The organism is Streptomyces sp. NPDC053755 (assembly GCF_040677675.1).
GTDB lineage: Bacteria > Actinomycetota > Actinomycetes > Streptomycetales > Streptomycetaceae > Streptomyces.
Map to the genome: position 1 here is coordinate 58,706 of NZ_JBFASK010000021.1, position 20,015 is coordinate 78,720.

Genomic DNA, 20,015 nt, shown 5'->3' on the forward strand with positions numbered 1-20,015 from the left:
CCTGCGGGCCCGACCGGGCCCCGCGGGCGGTGTGCCCGCCCTCACCCGCCCGAGGAGCCCTCCGCGGCCCGTGACACTCCCCGGGGGTGTCACGCCGATTCGCCGGGGCCGCGGCGGGATCGGCGGATCGACACGGCCCGGGTCGTGTCCGGAGGGCCTCGGCGGAGCTGCGGCTTGACGCCGATACGTTCAGGACATTCCTAGCGGGCCGGGTGGCCGACCAGCATCGTCGGGGCGCCCGCGACCCGGGTGAGGAAGACCGTGGCGGAGTGCGGGCCCTTCGGCTTGATCCTGCGGCGCAGTTCCTCCGGTTCGACCGCCGAGCCGCGCTTCTTCACCGTCAGGGTGCCGACCTCGCGCTCCCGCAGCAGGGCCTTCAGCCTCTTGAGGTTGAAGGGAAGTCTGTCGGTGATCTCGTACGCGGTGGCGTAGGGGGTCGGGATCAGCGCGTCCGCCGTGACGTAGGCGATCGTCTCGTCGATCAGGCCGCCGTCCAGGCCCTCGGCGACCTCGGCCACCAGGTGGGCGCGGATGACGGCGCCGTCCGGTTCGTAGAGGTAGCGGCCCACCGGGCGGACGGCCGGGTCGGGCAGGCCGCGGCCGGTCAGGCTCGCGCCGGAGGGCAGCAGGGTGGCGCGGACCGCTCCGGGGCGGGTGCCGAACCACAGCACCGCCTCCTTCACGTCACCGCCGTCCGAGATCCACTCCGCCTCGGCGTCCTCGGGAACGGCCTCGTGCGGCACACCCGGGGCGATCTTCAGGGCCGCGTGGGGGGCCCGCCGGGCGGCCTCGATCGCCCAGGAGAGCGGGGGCGAGTACGCCTCCGGGTCGAAGATCCTGCCGCGGCCGCCCCGCCGGGCCGGGTCGACGAAGACGGCGTCGTAGGGCGCCGTGTCGATCTCCGTCACGTCCGCGCACCGCACCTCGATCAGGCCGACCAGACCCAGCGCGTCGGCGTTGGCGCGGGCGGCCTCCGCCGTCAGCGGGTCGCGGTCCACGGCGAGGACGGAGATGCCGGCGCGGGCGAAGGCGATCGCGTCCCCGCCGATCCCGCCGCACAGGTCGGCGACGGACCGCACCCCGAGGTCCGCGAGGCGGCGGGCCCGGTAGGTGCCCACCGAGGCCCGGGTGGACTGCTCGACGCCGTGGGGCGTGAAGTACATCCGGTACGCGTCCTCGGCGCCGAACTTCGCCACCGCGCGCTGCCGGAGCCTGGCCTGCCCGACGGCCGCCGTGACCAGCTCGGCGGGGTGGTCGCGGCGCAGCCGGGAGACGACCGCCAGCTCCTGGGCGGGGTCGTGGTCGCGCAGGGAGGCGAGCAGGGTCTGGCCCTCGGGGGTGAGCAGGGCGGCGAAGGAGGCGAGGTCGGTCACCCGCCCCATTGTGCGGCCTGGCCCGGTGTGGGCCGGCCGGGGGATGGTGCGCGCGGCACGGCGGTGTCGCGGTGGCGGGAGGGGGCGTCGCTGACAGGATGCGGCGCCATGCAACTAGTACGACAAAAGGAACAAATGCCCCCGGGTTCCGCGCTTCACGGGCGCCTTCGGTCCGTCCGTCCCCGGCGTGCCCGCGCGGTGCGCCGCTCGGTCGGAGCGGCGCTGCTCGTGGCCGCCCTCGGCGCGGCCTGCGCCGGGCCCGTCGACGGCGCCGGCGGCGGCCCGGGCTCCCCCGCGAAGGCCGCCCCCGGCCGGCCGGGCGCCGAGGCGCAGGGTGCCTCCGGCGCCCTCAACGCCTACATCGGGAAGGTCCGCGCGCAGCGGGCCGCCCGCGCGCTCGCCGCGAAGAGGTGGGGGCTCGACCGGCCGCCCCTGGAGGCCCCGGCGCCGCCCGCCGTCAAGCCGACGATCACCACCCGCAAGGGGTTCGAGACCGACGGCGAAGGGCTGCCGCCCGTCTTCACCACCGTGCCGACCAAGGAGAAGGTCGTCTTCCTGACGATCGACGACGGCGCCGAGAAGGACCCCGAACTGCTCCGGATGATGAGCGAGCTGCGGATCCCGTACAGCGCCTTCCTCAGCGACTACCTGGTCAAGGAGGACTACGGCTACTTCGAGAGGATGCGGGACGCCGGCGTCTCCCTGCACAACCACACCCTCAACCACCGGTACATGCCCAAGCTGTCCTACTCCGAACAGAAGCGCGAGATCTGCGGGATGCAGGACACGATCGAGAAGCGGTACGGGAAGCGGCCGCCGCTCTTCCGTCCGCCGTACGGCAACTACGACGAGGACACGCTGCGCGCGGCCAAGGCGTGCGGCGTCAAGGCGGTCCCGCTGTGGGCGTCCGAGGCGTTCCCGGACCGGATGGAGTGGCGCGAGTGGGACCGCGACCTGCACCCCGGCGACATCATCCTCACCCACTTCCGGGGCAAGGGGGACTGGAAGGGGTCCATGGCGGACATGGTCCGCCGCGTGATGCGGACCGTCACGGCCAAGGGCTACGCCGTCGCGAGGCTGGAGGACTACGTATGACCGGGGCGCGCCGGCCGGCAGCCGCCCTCGCCCTGGCCGGCGCGCTCCTGGGCGCGACGGCCTGCGCCCCGTCGGTCGATCCGTTCGAGCGTCTGGGCCGCAAGGCGGCGGAGCGGGTGGGCTCGCCGGACGGGAGCGGCGGGCCCTCCTGGTCGAACCCGCGTGCGGAACCCTCGGGGCCCTCACGCCGTTCCCCGTACCGGGAACGAGGCGCCACGCGGGACTGAATTGGCACTCCGCTTGACCGAGTGCTAATCGCGGTCATAGTCTCGGCTCTGGCACTCCCCACCGGAGAGTGCCAACACAGCGACAGGCAGGTCCGGCACCCGCGACGACGGATCCACCTGGTCGCCACCTCAGACAGTTAACCCCGTGAGATCTCCGAAGGGGGAGGTCGGATCGTGACGACCACCAGCTCCAAGGTTGCCATCAAGCCGCTCGAGGACCGCATTGTGGTCCAGCCGCTCGACGCCGAGCAGACCACCGCCTCTGGCCTGGTCATTCCGGACACCGCCAAGGAGAAGCCCCAGGAGGGCGTCGTCCTGGCCGTGGGCCCGGGCCGCTTCGAGAACGGCGAGCGCCTGCCGCTCGACGTGAAGACCGGCGACATCGTGCTGTACAGCAAGTACGGCGGCACCGAGGTGAAGTACAGCGGCGAGGAGTACCTCGTCCTCTCGGCTCGCGACGTGCTCGCGATCGTCGAGAAGTAGTCGGGGGTCCGGGGGGTCACCCCCGGACGGCCCTTCACCGAAGCCAGATGCATTGAGCTGCGCCCCTAGACCCCGCACTGGGCGTCCGGGGGCGCGGTTCGTTTCACCAGTTTCACCACGAATTCCGAGAGGGCTGAATCGCTCCCATGGCGAAGATCCTGAAGTTCGACGAGGACGCCCGTCGCGCCCTTGAGCGCGGCGTCAACAAGCTCGCCGACACGGTGAAGGTGACGATCGGCCCCAAGGGCCGCAACGTCGTCATCGACAAGAAGTTCGGCGCCCCCACCATCACCAACGACGGCGTCACGATCGCCCGCGAGGTCGAGCTCGACGACCCGTACGAGAACCTCGGCGCCCAGCTCGTGAAGGAGGTGGCGACCAAGACCAACGACATCGCGGGTGACGGCACCACCACCGCGACCGTGCTCGCCCAGGCCCTGGTCCGCGAGGGTCTGCGCAACGTCGCCGCCGGCGCCTCCCCGGCCGCCCTGAAGAAGGGCATCGACGCCGCCGTCAAGGCCGTCTCCGACGAGCTCCTCGCCACCGCGCGCCCGATCGACGACAAGTCGGACATCGCCGCCGTCGCCGCGCTCTCCGCGCAGGACCAGCAGGTCGGCGAGCTCATCGCCGAGGCGATGGACAAGGTCGGCAAGGACGGTGTCATCACCGTCGAGGAGTCCAACACCTTCGGTCTGGAGCTCGACTTCACCGAGGGCATGGCCTTCGACAAGGGCTACCTCTCGCCGTACATGGTCACCGACCAGGAGCGTATGGAGGCCGTCCTCGACGACCCGTACATCCTGATCCACCAGGGCAAGATCTCCTCGATCCAGGACCTGCTGCCGCTCCTGGAGAAGGTCATCCAGGCCGGCTCCTCCAAGCCGCTGCTGATCATCGCCGAGGACGTCGAGGGCGAGGCCCTGTCGACCCTGGTCGTGAACAAGATCCGTGGCACCTTCAACGCCGTGGCCGTCAAGGCCCCCGGCTTCGGCGACCGCCGCAAGGCGATGCTCGGCGACATGGCCACCCTCACCGGTGCCACCGTCATCGCCGAGGAGGTCGGCCTCAAGCTCGACCAGGCCGGTCTGGACGTGCTGGGCACCGCCCGTCGCGTCACGGTCTCCAAGGACGACACGGTCATCGTCGACGGCGGGGGCGACTCCGAGGACGTCAAGGGCCGCGTCAACCAGATCAAGGCCGAGATCGAGTCCACGGACTCCGACTGGGACCGCGAGAAGCTGCAGGAGCGCCTGGCGAAGCTCGCCGGCGGCGTCTGCGTCATCAAGGTCGGTGCCGCGACCGAGGTGGAGCTGAAGGAGAAGAAGCACCGTCTGGAGGACGCCATCTCCGCGACCCGCGCCGCGGTCGAGGAGGGCATCGTCTCCGGTGGTGGCTCCGCGCTCGTCCACGCCGTGAAGGTCCTGGAGGGCAACCTCGGCAAGACCGGCGACGAGGCGACCGGTGTCGCCGTCGTCCGCCGCGCCGCCGTCGAGCCGCTGCGCTGGATCGCCGAGAACGCCGGCCTGGAGGGTTACGTCATCACCTCCAAGGTCTCCGAGCTCGACAAGGGCCAGGGCTTCAACGCCGCCACCGGCGAGTACGGCGACCTGGTCAAGGCCGGCGTCATCGACCCCGTGAAGGTGACGCGCTCCGCCCTGGAGAACGCCGCCTCGATCGCCTCCCTCCTCCTCACCACCGAGACCCTCGTGGTGGAGAAGAAGGAAGAGGAGCCGGCGGACGCGGGCCACGGCCACAGCCACGGCCACTCGCACTGAGGCTGAACCACCGAACGAACACCGAGGCCCGGTGCCCCCGTCGCGGGGGCACCGGGCCTCGGTGCCGTTCCGCCGCCGTCCCGCCGCCGTCCCGCCGCGGTGCGGCGGCAGGCGGGCGGGCGGGAGCCTCACGCCTCGACGGCGCCGAGCTGCCCCATGAGCCCGAGCCGGTCGTACTGCCACCAGCCCTCCACGATCTTGCCGTCCTGACGGAACTGGTGGATGGTCGTACCGGTCATCGCGACCCGCATGCCGGTCGGCTGGATCCCCATGAAGTCGCCGCTGTGCGTCCCCACCCAGGTCCACCGGGTGCACACCCGGTCGCCCTCGGCGATCTGGTCCTGGACCGTGAACGAGAAGTCGAAGCCGCCCCGCCACATCTCCATCTCGCGGCGGGCCGCGTCCATGCCGATGGCGTCCTGCTCGTTCGCCGGATCGTGGTCGTGGTAGCCCTCCGCGAGGACCTCGTCGAGCGGTGGCAGCTCGCCCTCGGTGGCGATGAGCTCGAAGAGCCGGCGGGAGGTGGCCTTGTACATCTGCACGTCCCGCATGACGTCCAGATCCGTGAACGTCGGCATCTCGTCACAGAGCGCGACCATCTCCCGGAAGATGCGGTCCGTCTCCGGGAGCTGCGAGTTGGTCATCGCCACCTCGTAGGAGGGGAACTCGACGATCTCCACGAGATGGTCCGCGTCGGAGCGGTCCTTGCCGATGACGCTGTGGGTGGCCGTCCGCTTGCCCTGGGTCTGCTCGACCCACTTGTCCATGAGCCGGTTCAGGTCCTCGAACCGGCTGGTCTTGCAATCGATGATCTGTACGAAAGTCATGGCGCCTCCCGGACCGGGTGGGACCCTTCCAGTCTAGGCGGGGCGCCTCCCGGAGGCGGATCACGCCGAACGCGACAGGTCCGAGGGCCGCACCCGCTCCGCGAACGGCTCGCCCCGCCCGTACCGCGCCACCTCCTCCAGGGCGTGGTCCGCCATCCGGTGCAGCTCGTTGCCGAGCGAGCCGGCGACGTGCGGGGTGAGCAGCACGTTCGGCAGTTCGTACAGCGGCGAACCAGGTGGTGGCAGCTCCGGATCCGTCACGTCCAGGACCGCCCGCAGACGGCCGGCGCGCAGCTGGGCCAGCAGCGCCTCCTCGTCGACCAGGGAGCCGCGCGAGGTGTTGACGAGGGTGGCCCCGTCCGGCATCGCGGCCAGCTGCGCCGCCCCGATCATCCCTTCGGTGGAGGGGAGTTGGGGTGCGTGGACGGACACGATCGTGCTGCGCGCGCACAGGTCGTCGAGGTCCGTCTTCTCCGCGCCGAGCTCCGCCGCCTGCGCCGCGTCGACGTAGGGGTCGTAGAGCAGCACCTCGAAGTCGAAGGGGCGCAGCAGCTCGATCACCCGGCGGCCGATCCGGGAGGCGCCGATCAGGCCGACCGTCCGGCGGTAGTTGCCCGTGGCCGCCGACTCGGCCGTCCAGGCGTGGTCGGCGCGGACCTCGCCGTACCGCCGCGCCGAGTCGAGGACCCGCTTCCCGGTGAAGAGGATGGCGGCGAGGGTGTACTCCGCGACGGGCAGGGCGTTGGCGGCCGCGGCGGAGCTGACGGCGAGGCCGCGTTCCCAACAGGCGCCGGTGATGTGGTGCTTGACCGATCCGGCAGCGTGGACGACGGCCCGCAGCCGCGGGGCGCGGTCCAGGACGGCGGCGGTGAGGGGCGGCGCGCCCCAGCAGGTGAGCAGGATCTCGGCCTCGGCGAGGGCCGCGGCGACCCGGGGCGTCGGCGCGGCCAGGTCGTGGGCGACGAGGAGCGGGTCGGTACGGGCCAGGGCGGCGAGGCGGTCCCGGTGGGCTGCGGTCAGCAGTCGCTCGGCGACGCCGGGGCCCATGCAGAGCAGGAGCGCGGGCCGGCCGGCGGGTCCGGGGGGTCGGGGCATCGGGGGGTGGGGCATCGCGGGGCGTGTGCTCCTCACTTGACGCTGCCGGCGGTCAGACCCGCCTTCCAGTGGCGCTGGAGGGAGACGAAGGCGACGACGAGCGGGACGACGGCGAGCAGGGATCCGGTGACGACGAGGGGGTAGAAGTCGGGTTCCGCGTGGGCGTTGCTGTTCCAGGCGTACAGGCCGAGGCTCAGCGGGAACAGTCTCTGGTCGGACAGCATCACCAGGGGCAGGAAGAAGTTGTTCCAGATCGCGGTGAACTGGAAGAGGAAGACCGTGACGAAGCCGGGCATGATCATGGGCAGCCCGATCGACCAGAAGGTGCGCAGTTCGCCCGCGCCGTCGATGCGGGCGGCCTCCAGGGCCTCGTCCGGTATGTACCCGGAGCTGAAGACCCGCGAGAGGTAGACCGCGAAGGGGTTCACCAGGACCGGGACCAGCACGGCCGCGTAGGTGTTGACGACCCCGACCTCGCTGGCCAGGAGGTACATCGGCAGGGCGAGCGCGGTGGTGGGGACCAGGACGCCGAGGAGGACGACGCCGAAGAGCTTCTCCTTGCCCCGGAAGTCGTACTTGTCGAAGGCGTACCCGGCGGCGACGCTGATCAGCGAGCAGGCGAGGGCGCCGATTCCCGCGTACAGGAGGCTGTTGAGGTACCAGTGGAAGTAGATGCCGTCGTTGTACGCGGCGAGCCGGGAGAGGTTGCCGCCGAGGTCGAAGCCCTCGAAGGAGAAGGCGTCACCGGCGAGCAGGCCGCCCGCGTCCTTGGTGGCCGCGGTGACCAGCCAGACGAGCGGGAAGAGCATGTAGACGACGGCGAGGACGAGCGCGCCGTTGACGGCGGTCCGGGAGAGCCAGACGCTGTGCTGACGGGGCCTGCTCATGCCGCCTTCTCCTTCCGGCGGCCGGTGAGCCGCGTGACGCCGAACGAGAGCAGGGCGGCGGTCAGGGCGAGGAGCACGGAGGCCGCGGCCGCGAGACCGTAGTCGTTGCGGTCGAAGGCCGCGGTGTACGCGTACATGTTCGGCGTCCAGGTCGAGGTGACGGCGGATCCGGTGCCCTTGTTGAGGATGAGCGGTTCGGTGAACAGCTGCAGGGAGCCGATGACGGTGAAGAGGCCGACCATCACGAGCGAGGCGCGGATCAGCGGGACCTTGACGGCGAACGCGGTCCGCCAGGCGCCGGCTCCGTCGACGGTGGCCGCTTCGAGGACGGACCGGTCGATGGCCTGGAGGGCCGCGTAGAAGATCACCATGTTGTAGCCGAGCCACTCCCACAGCGCGATGTTGACGACGGAGGGCAGGGCGCCCTCGGGGGAGAAGAAGTCGAAGTCGACGCCGCCCGCCTCCATCGCCGCGACGACGGGGCTGAGTTGGGGCGTGTAGAGGTAGACCCAGATCAGCGCGGCGATGATGCCGGGGACGGCGTGCGGCAGGAAGAGCGCGAGCTGGAAGAAGCGGCGGGCGCGGGCGAGCGCCGAGTCGAGCAGCAGGGCGAGGCCGAGGGCCCCGCCGAGCAGCAGCGGGATGTAGAAGAGGCAGTATCCGAGCAGAACGCCGAAGCCCTCGCGGAAGGCCCGGTCACCCAGTGCCGCGGTGTAGTTGTCGAGTCCCGTGAAGACGGTCTCGCTGCCCCCGAAGCCCAGCCCCGACTGCTTCTCGGTGAACAGGCTGAGCCAGAGCGCGTATCCGATCGGCACGACCATCACCGCGGTGAAGAGGGCGAAGAAGGGGGTCAGCAGGAGCGCTGCGGCACGGGTGCGGGCGTTCACCGGGTCAGCCCTCGACCTTCAGTCCGCGCTTGGTCAGCTCGGCGACGGTCGCCTCGTGGCCGCCCTTGATGGCGTCGGCGATGGTGGGGCCGCCCTTGGTGATCTTGCCGAACCGGTCCTTGATCGCGGTGTTGGTGGTGCCGGTGGTCGGGCCCCAGGCCCAGTTCCGGCCGATCGCGGCGCCGGACTCCTCGAAGAGGGCGTAGATGTCCTGGCCGCCGTAGAAGCCGGCGTCGAAGACCTGCTTGGCGACCGGGCGCAGTGCGGTGGCGGCGGGGAAGGCACTGGAGGTCCCCGAGGCGATGCGGGCCTTGACGCCCGCCTCGGTGGTGGACATCCACTCGGCGAACTCGACGGCCGCCGCCTTCTTGTCGCTGTCCTTGGTCACCGCGAAGGTGGAGCCGCCGAGCATGCCGCTGGCGGGCTTGCCGTCCCAGCTCGGCATGGGCGCCACCGCCCACTTGCCGCTCTGCTCGGGCAGGGTGCCCTTGAGGACGCCGGCGCCCCAGGAGGCGCCGAGGTAGCCGATGGTGGTCCCGTTCTTGAGGGAGCCGGTCCATTCGGGGCTGAAGGAGGCGTTCTTGTGGACGAGGTCGGCGTCGACCAGGCCCTGCCAGTAGGCGGCGACCTTGGTGGTGGCCGCGTCGGTGGTGTCGATCTTCCAGGTGTCGTTCTCGGCCTTGAACCACTGGGCGCCGGCCTGCCAGGCCATCGCCTCGAAGGTGGTCGGGTCGTCCGGGAAGAAGGTGGCGATACGGGACCTGGCGTCGGCCTTCCTCACCTTCTCGGCGGCGGACCTGAAGGCGTCCCAGGTCCGCGGGACCTCGATCCCGTGCTTCTCGAACAGGTCCTTGCGGTAGAAGAAGGCCTGCGGGGCGGCGTCGAAGGGGACGGCCCAGGTCCTGCCGCCGAGCGTGGTGAGCTCCACCGCCTGCGGGAGCAGCTTCGCGCGGTCGGCCTCGGTGAACTCGCCCCCGATGTCCTGCAGGGCTCCGGAGCTGACGAACTCGGGGAGCGAGGAGTACTCGATGGAGACGAGGTCGGGAGCGTTGCCGGCCTTCACGGCGTTGGAGATCTTGGCGTAGCCGCCGGCGGTGCCGGAGGGGATCTCCTCGAACGTCACCTTGATGTTCCTGTGCGACGCGTTGAACGCGTCGACCACGTCCTTGGACCCCTTGGCCCAGCCCCAGAAGGTGACGGTCACGGGCTTGCCGTCGCTCCCCGCGGATCCGGCGGCGGACGGGTCGTCACCACCACCGCCGCAGGCCGTGAGGACGGCGAGGGCGGTGACGGTGCCGGCTATGGCACGGGACGTTCTGCTCCGACTGCGGCTCACGGCGTGGCTCCTGAGGACGGGGGCTGGGACGTTGTGGCCGCGATCCTGTGACCGTCCATGACCGAAGTCAAGAGCGAAAGATTGATTGATCGAAAAATGATCGAATCGATCAGGCGGACCCGTTCAGGAGTGGTCCTCCTGCGGAGCCCCGCAGGAGGACCGCACCCGCAGTCGCGGCAACAGGCTCAGGTGGCGGCGCGCGGGCTCCTCGTCCAGGGCCTCCCTCCCCTCCGTGAGGCGCTCCACCAGCAGCTCCGTGCCGTGGCGGCCGACCTGGCGCTTGGGCGGCGCCACCGCCGTCAGCGGCGTGTCGGCGAGGGCGGCGACCTCGTCGTCGTACGCGATCAGGGCCAGGTCCCGGGGCACCGCGAGGCCCAGCTCCGCCAGCCGCTGCACGATCTGGATCGCGTCCACGTCGTTGTGGACCAGGGCCGAGCCCGCCCGGCCCGCGACGACCGCCTCGTGCAGCGCCCGCACCGCGCGCTCGAACCCCTCCGGATCCTGGTCGGCCGGTACGGAGTCGATCACCGGGCCGGGGGACTCCACGCCCAGTGTGACCAGCGCGTCGGCGTACCCGGCGCGCACCGCGAGCGCCGTCGGGCTGTCCCCGCGGGCCACGAGCAGCGGGGTGCCCCGGCCGAGCCCGAGCAGGTGGCGCAGGGCGAGCAGGACGCCGTGGCCGTGGTCGGAGACCACCCGGTCGAGGCCGTCGAGCGGGGTGCCGGGGTCGGCGCGGCGCTCCAGGAGCACGGCGGGCACGGGCAGCTCGGCCGGCCAGTCCCCGTACGCGAGGCGGTCCTCGGGTCCCCGCCAGCCGGGCGCGACGAGGACGCCCTCGGCGCCCGCCGCCAGCAGACCCTCGGCCCGCGCCCGGTCCTCCTCCGGCCGGTAGTCGGAGATCCGCAGGATCAGCCGGGCGCCGGCCCGCGCCGCCGCCTCGTGCGCGCCCCGGATGACCTCGGCGAAGTAGTACGTGGCGGAGGGCGCGAGAAGGCCGATGACCAGCCCCTCGCCGGAGCGCCCGGCCCCCGGGTCGCCTTGGCGCCCGGGCCAGGACACCTGGCCGTGCACGCGGTCGAGCAGGCCCCGCGCGGCCAGCGCCTCCACGTCCCGGCGCGCGGTGACGGGGGAGACCGCCAGCCGGTCGGCCAGCTCGGAGACGCGGGCGGTGCCGCGCTCGCGCACCAGGGCCAGCAGTCGGTCGTGTCGTTCGGCGGCACTCTCGCGCACGGTGCGCTTCCCCTCGCGGTGTGGTGGTCCGGCGGCTCGCCGTCCCCGTGATGAGACCTTCTCACGCAGAATGATCGAACGGTGGAAGTTTCGATCATTCGCTCCGATGTCATTGACGTTCGATCGGAGCCTGTCCATGATTCCGTGCGAAGCGGTGGCGTGCACGCGGGGGCGGACGACGCGGTGGCGTGCGACGTACGTGGGGAGAGCCGACCGCCCGGCGGCCGGTCCGCACCCCCGTCCCTCGGCAGGGGCACGCCGCCGCCCGGCCGCCACTCCGCCGTCGCCCAGGGAGCATCATGCCCACGCCGCCCGAGAACCGGCCGCCCGGGATCCGGCCGCCCGAGAACCGGCCGCCCGGGATCCGGCCGCCCGAGAACCGGCCGTCCGGGATCCGGCCGCCCGAGGACCGGCTGCGGCAGGACCGTTCGCTCGAGAACCGGCCGTCCGGGATCCGGCCGCCCGGGGATCGTCGGCTCAGCCCGTTCACCGGTCTGACCCGCGCCCACTGGGAGCGCTGTGCCGACCGGCTCCTCCTCGCCGTACGCCCCCGTGCCACCCCGCGCGGCGCGCTCGTCCACCTTCCCGGCCCCCGGCCCGGCTGGTCGGGAGCGCGCTCGGACGGCCTCGAAGGCCACGCCAGGACCTTCCTGCTCGCGGCCCTCCGCGTCGCCGGAGCCGGCGGCGAGGACCCCCACGGCCACCTATCCCGGTACGCCGAAGGCCTCGTCGCCGGCACCGCCGGCGCCGGGACCGACGGCCCCGAGTCCTGGCCGCTCCTGACCGACGTCCGGCAGGCGATCGTCGAATCCGCCTCGATCGCCCTCGGGCTGCGCCTGACCCGCCCGTGGCTGTGGGACACCCTCGACGACCGCACCCGCCGGCACGTCGTCGCGTGGCTGCTGCCCGCCCTCGCCCCGTCCCCCGTCGACAACAACTGGTGGCTCTTCGGCCTCACCGTCGCCGGCTTCCTCCAGGACGCCGGCATCGAGACCGACCGGGCCGCCGCCACCGTCGACCGCTCCCTCGCCCGCGTCGAGGAGTGGTACCGCGGCGACGGCTGGTACAGCGACGGCGACAACCGCGCCTTCGACCACTACAACGCCTGGGCCCTGCACTTCTACCCCGTGCTGCACGCCCACCTCTCGGGGGACCGGGCACTGCTCGACCGCTACGGCCCCCGGCTGCGCGCCCACCTCGACGACTACGTCCACCTCTTCGACGCCAACGGCGCGCCGATGCCCTTCGGCCGCTCCCTGACCTACCGCTTCGCCGCGGCGGCCGCCCCCTGGCTCGGCGCGCTGACGGGTCACTCCCCGCTCACCCCCGGTGCCACCCGCCGCCTCGCCTCCGGCAGCCTGCGCTACTTCCTCGACCGGGGCGCGTGCGACGACGACGGACTGCTCACGCTCGGCTGGCACGGTCCGTACCCGCCGGTCCTCCAGGGCTACTCCGGCCCCGGCTCCCCCTACTGGGCGTCCAAGGGCTTCCTGGGCCTGCTCCTGCCCGCCGGCCATCCCGCCTGGACCGACCCCGAGGAGCCCCTGCCCGCAGAACGCGCCGACACCGTCCGCGCCGTCGCCCCGGCCGGCCTGCTCGTCCAGTCCACCGCCCGCGACGGACTCGTACGCCTCCACAACCACGGCAGCAACCACGTGAGCAGCCCGCAGGCCGGGGAGGACGACGCCGGCTACGCCCGCTACGCCTACTCCACCCGCACCGGCGCCACCACCGCGCCCGACCACGCCGACAACCACTTCGCCCTGCTCGTCGAGGGCCGCCTCACCCACCGCGGCCCCGCCGCCCCGCGCGGTACCGGACCCGGCTGGGCCGCCTCCCTGCACACGCCCCGGCCCGGGATCCGGATCCTCTCCGCGACCCTCGCCCACGGCCGCGCCGAGGTCCGCGCCCATCTCGTCGTCGGGGCGCCCGAGGGCACCGCCGTACGCCAGACGGGCTGGGCCACCACCCCCGACGGCCCCGTCGCACAGCTCCACCCGGCGCACGGTTACCCGCCGGCCGCCGAATCCGTCGTCCTCACCACCGGGCCGACGCTCCAGGGCCCCCGCACCCGGACCGCCGCCCTGCACGGCGCCACCAGCGGCGCCGAGAGCCTCTTCGTCGCCCTGGCCTCCCTCACCGCCGAACCCGGCCCGGCGCCCGTCACCACCCTGGCGACCGTCCGGGTCACCGGCCGGCGCACGATCGAGGTGACGTGGCACGACGGGACCACGGCCCGGCTCACCCTCGACCCGGACGCCACCTGACCCCGCGCCACGCGCTACTTCGGGCCGTACTTCCGTCCCGCCTTGGAGGACACCCCGCCGAGCAGGCCGCGCGGGGCCAGCTTCACCACACCCATCAGCGCCTTGTAGCGGGGGTCGGGGATGGAGAGGGTCCGTCCCCGAGCCAGGTCGGCCAGAGCCGTCGCGACCAGCTTGTCCGCGTCGAGCCACATCCAGCCGGGGATGTTGTCCGTGCCCATCCCGGCCCGCTCGTGGAACTCCGTGCGGACGAACCCCGGGCACAGCGCCATCATCCGCACGCCCGTCCCCGCCAGATCCCGCGCCGCGCCCTGGGTGAACTGCACGACCCACGCCTTCGACGCCCCGTAGGTGCCGCGCGGGACGAAGGCCGCCACCGACGCCACGTTGACGACGCCGCCGCGGCCCCGGTCGCGCATGGACGCCGCCGCCGCCGACGTCAGCCGGAGCACCGCCTCGCAGTGCACCGTCAGCATCTTCAGCTCGTCCGCCATGGAGACTTCCAGGAACCGGCCCTTGTTGCCGAACCCGGCGTTGTTCACCAGCAGGTCGACCGGCTGTCTCGGATCCGAGAGCCGGGCCTCGACGGCCGCGATCCCCTTCTCCTCGGCCAGGTCGGCGGAGAGGACCTCCGCCTCGATCCCGTGCCGGTCGTGCAGTTCGGTCGCCTGCTCCCGCAGCCTCTTCACATCGCGGGCCACGAGCACGACGTCGTGCCCGTCCGCCGCCAGTCGCCGCGCGAAAGCGGCCCCGATCCCCGCCGTAGCGCCCGTAATCAGTGCAGTCGTCATACGCGGCACGTTAGTGCCCCCGCTCAGGGCGAGGCGCTCTCCGGTCCCGGGCCACCGGTCGCCCCCGGGCCCGCCGTGCCGTACTTCTCCGCGTACGTCCGGGCGAGCCCCAGCAGTCCCAACTCCATCCACTCGGCGGCGGCCAGGGTGCTCGGCAGCAGGGCGCGCTCCGTGGTCGAGGCCCGGTGCAGCAGGGAGACGGTGACGTCGTGGTCCGGCCGGTGCACGACGGTCACCGGGTCGCCGACCGTGAACGCGCCCGGCACGATGACCCGCAGCATCGCCCCGGGACCGGCCGCCGACAGGGTGAACCGCCGCACCCAGCCCTGCTCGCCGAGGAATCCGGCGAACGTACGGCAGGGGATGCGGCTGCCGGTCACCTCCAGGACCACCTCAGGGCCGACCCGCCAGCGCTCGCCGATCAGCGCGCCGTTCACATCGAGCCCGAGGGTGGTGAGGTTCTCGCCGAAGGAGCCGTTCGCCAGCGTCCGGCCCAGCTCGCGCTCCCACCGGTCCAGGTCCTCGCGGGCGAAGGCGTACACGGCCCGGTCGTCACCGCCGTGGAACCGCAGATCGCACACCGCGTCCCCGGCGACCCCACTGGCCCCCACCCCCAGCGGTCCCGGCGCCTCGACCCGTACGGGCCCCTCCACCGGCCGCTTGTCGATGCCCGTCATCCCCGTCGGCGAGTCGGTGTACTCCACCGCTCTGGCCTGCCCGACATTCACGCTCAGCAACTTCATGGGCGAACCCTATGCACATCTCCCCAAAGCAACTTCCGGATATTGGCCTCGCGCCCCAAGAGCGGCTTATGCTCGAAGAATGATCGAGGCCCGTCATCTCCGCGTCCTGCGCGCCGTCGCCGCGACCGGCTCCTTCTCCGCCGCCGCGCGCGAACTCGGCTGCACCCAGCCCGCGGTGAGCCAGCAGATGAAGGCCCTGGAGTCCTCGGCCGGCACCCCGCTGCTCATCCGGACCGGCCGGGAGATGCGCCTCACCCAGGCGGGCGAGGCGCTGGTGCGCCACGCCTCGGGCATCCTCGCCGGACTCACCGCCGCCGAGGAGGAGGTCGCCGCGATCGCCGGGCTCCGCGCCGGGCGGGTGCGCCTGGTCTCCTTCCCCAGCGGCAGCTCCACCCTCGTCCCCACCGCCCTGGCGGCCCTGCGCGCCGCGCACCCCGGCACGCGCGTCTCCCTGGTCGAGGCCGAGCCGCCGCGCTCCGTGGAGATGCTGCGCGAGGGCGACTGCGACGTCGCCCTGGCCTTCCGCTACGGCGCGGGCCCCGCCGAATGGGACGACCTGGTCGTCCGGCCGCTGCTCGCCGACCGCCTGGTCGGCCTCGTGCCGGACTCGCACCGACTCGCGGCGGCCGAGTCCGTGGGCATCGCCGAACTGGCCGACGAACCCTGGATCGCGGGCTGCCCGCGCTGTCGCCGTCAGCTCGTGGAGGTCTGCGAGGAGGCGGGCTTCACCCCGCGCATCGACTTCGCCACCGACGACTACCCCGCCGTGGTGGGCCTGGTCGGCGCGGGTCTGGGCGTGGCGGTCCTGCCGCGGCTCGCCCTGGAGTCCGTGCGGCCCAAGGGGGCGCGCGCCGTGGTCGTGGAGCCGGCCGTGGAGCGGGAGATCGTGGCCCTCACGCTGCCGGACCTGGCGCAGGTGCCGGCCGTCGCGGCGACGCTGGACGAGCTGGGTCGCGCCGCCACGCGGGCGTGACGCCCGGGGCCGGCGGGGTGCGGACCGGTCCCTCGCTCCCGTACGTGCAGAAACGTTCCTTCAGGCGCGCCCCACGCCTGCCGAACTGGATGCCGATGCCGCCGATGTCGCGATCAGGCGGTTGCGCGCTCGTCCCATGAGCTCTTCGCGTTCGTCCTCGGTGAGGCCGCCCCAGACGCCGTAGGGCTCCCGCACGGCGAGTGCGTGTGCCGCGCACTCGGCGCGTACCGGGCACCGCATGCAGACCTCTTTCGCCGAGTTCTCACGCGCACTCCGTGCCGCGCCGCGCTCTCCCTCGGGGTGGAAGAACAGGGAGCTGTCCACTCCGCGGCAGGCCGCGAGCAGTTGCCAGTCCCACAGATCGGCGTTGGGTCCGGGAAGGCGGGAGAAATCTGCCATTGCGCTTGTCCCCTTGAAACCGTGTCGAAACGGATTGGTGGGCGGGTTGATGGCTGATGCGCGGGGGCCCTTCGCCCCCCAGGGGTCTCGGGTACCCGCTCTCGCGGGTTCGATCCGACCGTACAACTACTGTCTAAGTAGATGTAAATATGACTCATTGCGAATCTAGCCACAGACACCACAAAAAGGGAAGAAAACCCGCTAAATGGGGCATAGCTTCCAGCGGAGGACGGATGACCTGCGGGACTCTGCTCCGCGCACGCGCCCTTACATAGAGTGCCGAAGGCGGCCGTCCGACCCGTAACTCTTTCGAGTGACCATCGTTGAGAGTGCGGAGGCGGTTGAAGGAACAAGCGCTCGGGCAGACGTCCGAGGGCGTCAACCGCACAGGTGACGATACGTACCAGCCCTGGAGGCTCAAGGTGACGCGCATCAGCTGCGGAGGGCGGCCATGACATCCGTCCTCGTCTGCGACGACTCCCCGCTTGCCCGAGAGGCTCTTCGCCGCGCGGTCGCGACCGTGCCCGGCGTGGAGCGCGTGACCACCGCGGCCAACGGCGAGGAAGTCCTCCGCCGCTGGGGCGCGGACCGCTCGGACCTGATTCTGATGGACGTACGCATGCCCGGTCTGGGCGGCGTGGAGACCGTCCGCCGGCTGCTGTCCGCGGACCCCGGCGCCCGCATCATCATGCTCACCGTCGCCGAGGACCTGGACGGCGTGGCGCTCGCCGTCGCCGCCGGTGCCCGTGGCTATCTGCACAAGGACGCCTCGCGCGCCGAGCTGCGGGCCACGGTCACCCAGGCCCTCGCCGACCCGACCTGGCGGCTCGCCCCGCGACGGCTGCGCTCGGCCGAGATGGGCGCGGCGCCCACCCTCACCGCGCGTGAGATCCAGGTGCTCGAAGGCATGAGCCACGGCCGGTCCAACGCGGAGATCGGGCGCGAGCTCTTCCTCTCGGAGGACACCGTCAAGACGCACGCCCGGCGTCTGTTCAAGAAGCTGGGCGCCTCTGACCGGGCGCACGCGGTGGCCCTCGGCTTCCGGTGGGGCCTGGTCCGTTAGGACCGGTCGCGAAAGCCCTGCCCGGCCGCCCGGCCGGCGCTGCTTTCGGATCGCGCTCCAGGGCCCTGAGCGGCCGGTCGCACCCCCGTCCGCCACCGGCGGACGGGGCGGCTTGTGTCAGTAACGCGCGGGATGCCGCATCCTTGAGATGTGGAGTTCCTCGGGGACGAGTCGATCGAGCGGGAGGGGAGGGCGCAGGAGATGAGTTCCGGCGCACCTGCTCATAACGCTTCGGTGCACAACTACGGACGCGGTGCCACGGATCCTCAGGCGTCAAGGCACCATGGAGCGATGCGCGACGACGAGACCGTGGGGTCACCCATGCCCGTGGGGCAGGGGGAGATCGGTGCTCTCGTCCACCGCGCCGTCGAGGGTGACCAGCGCGCGACGCACGACCTGCTGGCACGTGTGCACCCTCTGGCCCTGCGCTATTGCCGCACCCGGCTGAACCGGCTGCCGGGTGACGCCCGCCACTTCGTCGAGGACCTCGCGCAGGAGGTCTGCGTCGCCGTCCTGATGGCGCTGCCGCGCTACAAGGACACGGGCAGGCCGTTCGAGGCCTTCGTCTTCGCCATCGCCGGCCACAAGGTCGCCGACCTGCAGCGGGCCGCGATGCGGCACCCGGGTTCGACGGCCGTGCCGTCCGACGAGATGCCGGAGCGTCCCGACGACTCGCTCGGTCCGGAGGAGCGGGCGCTGCTCAGTGACGACGCCGAATGGGCCAAGAAGCTCCTCGCCAATCTGCCGGAGAACCAGCGCGAGCTGCTCGTCCTCCGGGTGGCGGTCGGCCTGACGGCCGAGGAGACCGGCCAGATGCTGGGCATGTCGCCGGGCGCCGTGCGGGTCGCCCAGCACCGCGCCCTCAGCCGGCTGCGGGCCCTGGCCGAGCAGTAAGGGTTGCCGGGGGGCGGTGGCCCTCACGTACACGTATGAACGTACAAAGCTTCCCGGTGATCTTGATCGTGGAATGAGACACCGTCGTGGGCCGTTAGCATGGACATCCGCACCGATCAAGACCATTTGGGGAAGGTGTCATGACTGTCTACGTCGACGGAGTGCCCGAGAAATTCGCGACGCTCGGGCTGACCTACGACGACGTGCTGCTGCTGCCGGGCGCGTCCGACATGGCGCCCGACCAGATCGACACCTCCTCGTACATCTCGAAGAACGTGCGGGTGAACATCCCGCTGCTCTCCGCCGCGATGGACAAGGTCACCGAGTCCCGCATGGCCATCGCCATGGCGCGGCAGGGCGGCGTGGGCGTCCTGCACCGCAACCTCTCCATCGCCGACCAGGCCAACCAGGTCGACCTCGTGAAGCGCTCCGAGTCCGGCATGGTCACCGACCCGATCACGGTTCACCCGGACGCGACGCTCGGCGAGGCCGACGCGATCTGCGCCAAGTTCCGCATCAGCGGCGTCCCGGTGACGGACCAGGCGGGCAAGCTCCTCGGCATCGTCACCAACCGCGACATGGCCTTCGAGTCGGACCGCAGCCGCCAGGTGCGCGAGGTCATGACCCCGATGCCGCTGGTCACCGGCAAGGTCGGCATCTCCGGCGTGGACGCCATGGAGCTGCTGCGCCGCCACAAGATCGAGAAGCTGCCGCTGGTCGACGACGCGGGCATCCTCAAGGGCCTCATCACGGTCAAGGACTTCGTGAAGGCCGAGAAGTACCCGCACGCGGCCAAGGACAAGGAAGGCCGGCTGCTCGTCGGCGCGGCCGTCGGCGTCGCCGGGGACGCGTTCGAGCGCGCCCAGGCCCTGATCGAGGCCGGCGTCGACTTCATCGTCGTCGACACCGCGCACGGTCACTCCCGCCTCGTCGGCGAGATGGTCGCCAAGATCAAGTCGAACGCCTCCGTCGACGTCATCGGCGGCAACGTCGCCACCCGCGACGGCGCCCAGGCGCTGATCGACGCCGGTGTCGACGGCATCAAGGTCGGTGTCGGCCCGGGCTCCATCTGCACCACGCGCGTCGTGGCCGGTATCGGCGTCCCGCAGGTCACCGCCATCTACGAAGCCTCGCTCGCCGCCAAGGCGGCCGGCGTCCCGGTCATCGGCGACGGCGGCCTGCAGTACTCCGGCGACATCGCCAAGGCCCTGGTCGCCGGCGCCGACACCGTGATGCTCGGCTCGCTGCTGGCGGGCTGCGAGGAGTCCCCCGGCGAGCTGCTCTTCATCAACGGCAAGCAGTTCAAGTCGTACCGCGGCATGGGGTCGCTCGGCGCGATGCAGACCCGCGGCGAGCAGCGTTCCTTCTCCAAGGACCGCTACTTCCAGGAGGGTGTGGCCTCCGACGAGAAGCTCGTGCCCGAGGGCATCGAGGGCCAGGTGCCCTACCGCGGCCCGCTCTCCGCCGTCGTCCACCAGCTGGTCGGCGGCCTGCGCCAGTCGATGTTCTACGTCGGCGGCCGCACGGTGCCGGAGCTCCAGGCGAACGGCCGGTTCGTGCGGATCACCTCGGCGGGTCTCAAGGAGAGCCACCCGCACGACATCCAGATGACGGTCGAGGCGCCGAACTACAGCAGGAAGTAACCGCACGGCGGGTGAGGGGCGGTTCCGGTA

Annotated in this window: 19 protein-coding genes; 9 read left to right on the forward strand and 10 right to left on the reverse strand. The window is 72.0% G+C overall.

Translation table 11 applies throughout. The features are described 5' to 3' along the window. Nucleotides 1-200 precede the first annotated feature (200 nt). Nucleotides 201-1,382, reverse strand: coding sequence for an SAM-dependent methyltransferase (locus tag AB0K65_RS20815; protein ID WP_365718548.1), 1,182 nt, complete (start codon nt 1,380-1,382; stop codon nt 201-203). A 126-nt stretch (nt 1,383-1,508) separates the two neighbouring features. Between AB0K65_RS20815 and AB0K65_RS20820 the strand changes: the two genes are divergently transcribed. From AB0K65_RS20820 to groL, 4 genes are all read left to right on the forward strand, one after another. Beyond that, nucleotides 1,509-2,468, forward strand: a complete 960-nt coding sequence (locus tag AB0K65_RS20820; RefSeq protein WP_365718550.1) for a polysaccharide deacetylase family protein — start codon at nt 1,509-1,511, stop codon at nt 2,466-2,468. Further along, the gene (locus tag AB0K65_RS20825) at nt 2,465-2,695 is read left to right on the forward strand and encodes a hypothetical protein (protein WP_365718552.1); all 231 of its coding nucleotides are present in this window, start codon (nt 2,465-2,467) and stop codon (nt 2,693-2,695) included. Before AB0K65_RS20820 ends, AB0K65_RS20825 begins: the two co-directional genes overlap by 4 nt. Before the next feature lie 174 nt (nt 2,696-2,869). Beyond that, a complete protein-coding gene (gene groES, locus AB0K65_RS20830) occupies nt 2,870-3,178 on the forward strand; it encodes a co-chaperone GroES (RefSeq protein WP_010471835.1) in 309 nt (102 codons plus the stop codon). A gap of 146 nt (nt 3,179-3,324) precedes the next feature. Further along, the gene (gene groL / locus AB0K65_RS20835) at nt 3,325-4,953 is read left to right on the forward strand and encodes a chaperonin GroEL (protein WP_365718555.1); all 1,629 of its coding nucleotides are present in this window, start codon (nt 3,325-3,327) and stop codon (nt 4,951-4,953) included. A gap of 128 nt (nt 4,954-5,081) precedes the next feature. Here groL and AB0K65_RS20840 read toward each other — a convergent pair whose 3' ends face one another. The 6 genes from AB0K65_RS20840 to AB0K65_RS20865 form a co-directional block, all read right to left on the reverse strand. Beyond that, nucleotides 5,082-5,780, reverse strand: a complete 699-nt coding sequence (locus AB0K65_RS20840) for an ester cyclase (RefSeq protein ID WP_365718557.1) — start codon at nt 5,778-5,780, stop codon at nt 5,082-5,084. A gap of 60 nt (nt 5,781-5,840) precedes the next feature. Beyond that, a complete protein-coding gene (locus tag AB0K65_RS20845) occupies nt 5,841-6,875 on the reverse strand; it encodes a hydroxyacid dehydrogenase (RefSeq protein WP_365718559.1) in 1,035 nt (344 codons plus the stop codon). 32 nt (nt 6,876-6,907) lie between these two features. After that, nucleotides 6,908-7,762: a carbohydrate ABC transporter permease gene (locus tag AB0K65_RS20850; protein WP_365718561.1), complete on the reverse strand. Its 855-nt coding sequence runs from the start codon at nt 7,760-7,762 to the stop codon at nt 6,908-6,910. Further along, entirely contained in the window at nt 7,759-8,649 is an 891-nt protein-coding gene (locus AB0K65_RS20855) for a sugar ABC transporter permease (protein WP_365718563.1), read from the reverse strand. The genes AB0K65_RS20850 and AB0K65_RS20855 overlap by 4 nt, the downstream gene beginning before the upstream one ends. 4 nt (nt 8,650-8,653) lie before the next feature. Continuing rightward, a complete protein-coding gene (locus AB0K65_RS20860) occupies nt 8,654-9,985 on the reverse strand; it encodes a sugar ABC transporter substrate-binding protein (protein ID WP_365718565.1) in 1,332 nt (443 codons plus the stop codon). A 123-nt stretch (nt 9,986-10,108) separates the two neighbouring features. Next, a complete protein-coding gene (locus AB0K65_RS20865) occupies nt 10,109-11,215 on the reverse strand; it encodes a substrate-binding domain-containing protein (RefSeq protein ID WP_365718567.1) in 1,107 nt (368 codons plus the stop codon). Nucleotides 11,216-11,514: 299 nt separating this feature from the next. Between AB0K65_RS20865 and AB0K65_RS20870 the strand changes: the two genes are divergently transcribed. After that, nucleotides 11,515-13,482 (forward strand): DUF2264 domain-containing protein, encoded by a 1,968-nt coding sequence (locus AB0K65_RS20870; RefSeq protein ID WP_365718569.1) that lies wholly within the window; start codon nt 11,515-11,517, stop codon nt 13,480-13,482. 14 nt (nt 13,483-13,496) lie between these two features. Here the strand turns inward: AB0K65_RS20870 and AB0K65_RS20875 are convergent, their stop codons facing one another. Both AB0K65_RS20875 and AB0K65_RS20880 read right to left on the reverse strand, forming a co-directional pair. Beyond that, entirely contained in the window at nt 13,497-14,270 is a 774-nt protein-coding gene (locus AB0K65_RS20875) for an SDR family oxidoreductase (RefSeq protein WP_365718571.1), read from the reverse strand. Nucleotides 14,271-14,293: 23 nt separating this feature from the next. Further along, nucleotides 14,294-15,013: an MOSC domain-containing protein gene (locus AB0K65_RS20880; RefSeq protein WP_365718573.1), complete on the reverse strand. Its 720-nt coding sequence runs from the start codon at nt 15,011-15,013 to the stop codon at nt 14,294-14,296. A gap of 79 nt (nt 15,014-15,092) precedes the next feature. On the opposite strand from AB0K65_RS20880, the gene AB0K65_RS20885 reads away from it, so the two are divergent. After that, the gene (locus tag AB0K65_RS20885; RefSeq protein ID WP_365718575.1) at nt 15,093-15,986 is read left to right on the forward strand and encodes a LysR family transcriptional regulator; all 894 of its coding nucleotides are present in this window, start codon (nt 15,093-15,095) and stop codon (nt 15,984-15,986) included. Between the two features lie 60 nt (nt 15,987-16,046). Here the strand turns inward: AB0K65_RS20885 and AB0K65_RS20890 are convergent, their stop codons facing one another. Further along, nucleotides 16,047-16,385 (reverse strand): WhiB family transcriptional regulator, encoded by a 339-nt coding sequence (locus tag AB0K65_RS20890; protein WP_365718577.1) that lies wholly within the window; start codon nt 16,383-16,385, stop codon nt 16,047-16,049. Between the two features lie 451 nt (nt 16,386-16,836). Here AB0K65_RS20890 and AB0K65_RS20895 point away from each other — a divergent pair, with 451 nt between their 5' ends. From AB0K65_RS20895 to guaB, 3 genes are all read left to right on the forward strand, one after another. Then, nucleotides 16,837-17,448 carry a response regulator transcription factor gene (locus AB0K65_RS20895; RefSeq protein ID WP_003948568.1) on the forward strand — a complete coding sequence of 204 codons (612 nt, stop codon included), beginning with the start codon at nt 16,837-16,839 and terminating at the stop codon, nt 17,446-17,448. A 291-nt stretch (nt 17,449-17,739) separates the two neighbouring features. Then, entirely contained in the window at nt 17,740-18,342 is a 603-nt protein-coding gene (locus AB0K65_RS20900) for a sigma-70 family RNA polymerase sigma factor (protein ID WP_365718579.1), read from the forward strand. Between the two features lie 140 nt (nt 18,343-18,482). Beyond that, the gene (gene guaB / locus AB0K65_RS20905; RefSeq protein ID WP_365718581.1) at nt 18,483-19,985 is read left to right on the forward strand and encodes an IMP dehydrogenase; all 1,503 of its coding nucleotides are present in this window, start codon (nt 18,483-18,485) and stop codon (nt 19,983-19,985) included. Nucleotides 19,986-20,015 lie beyond the last annotated feature (30 nt).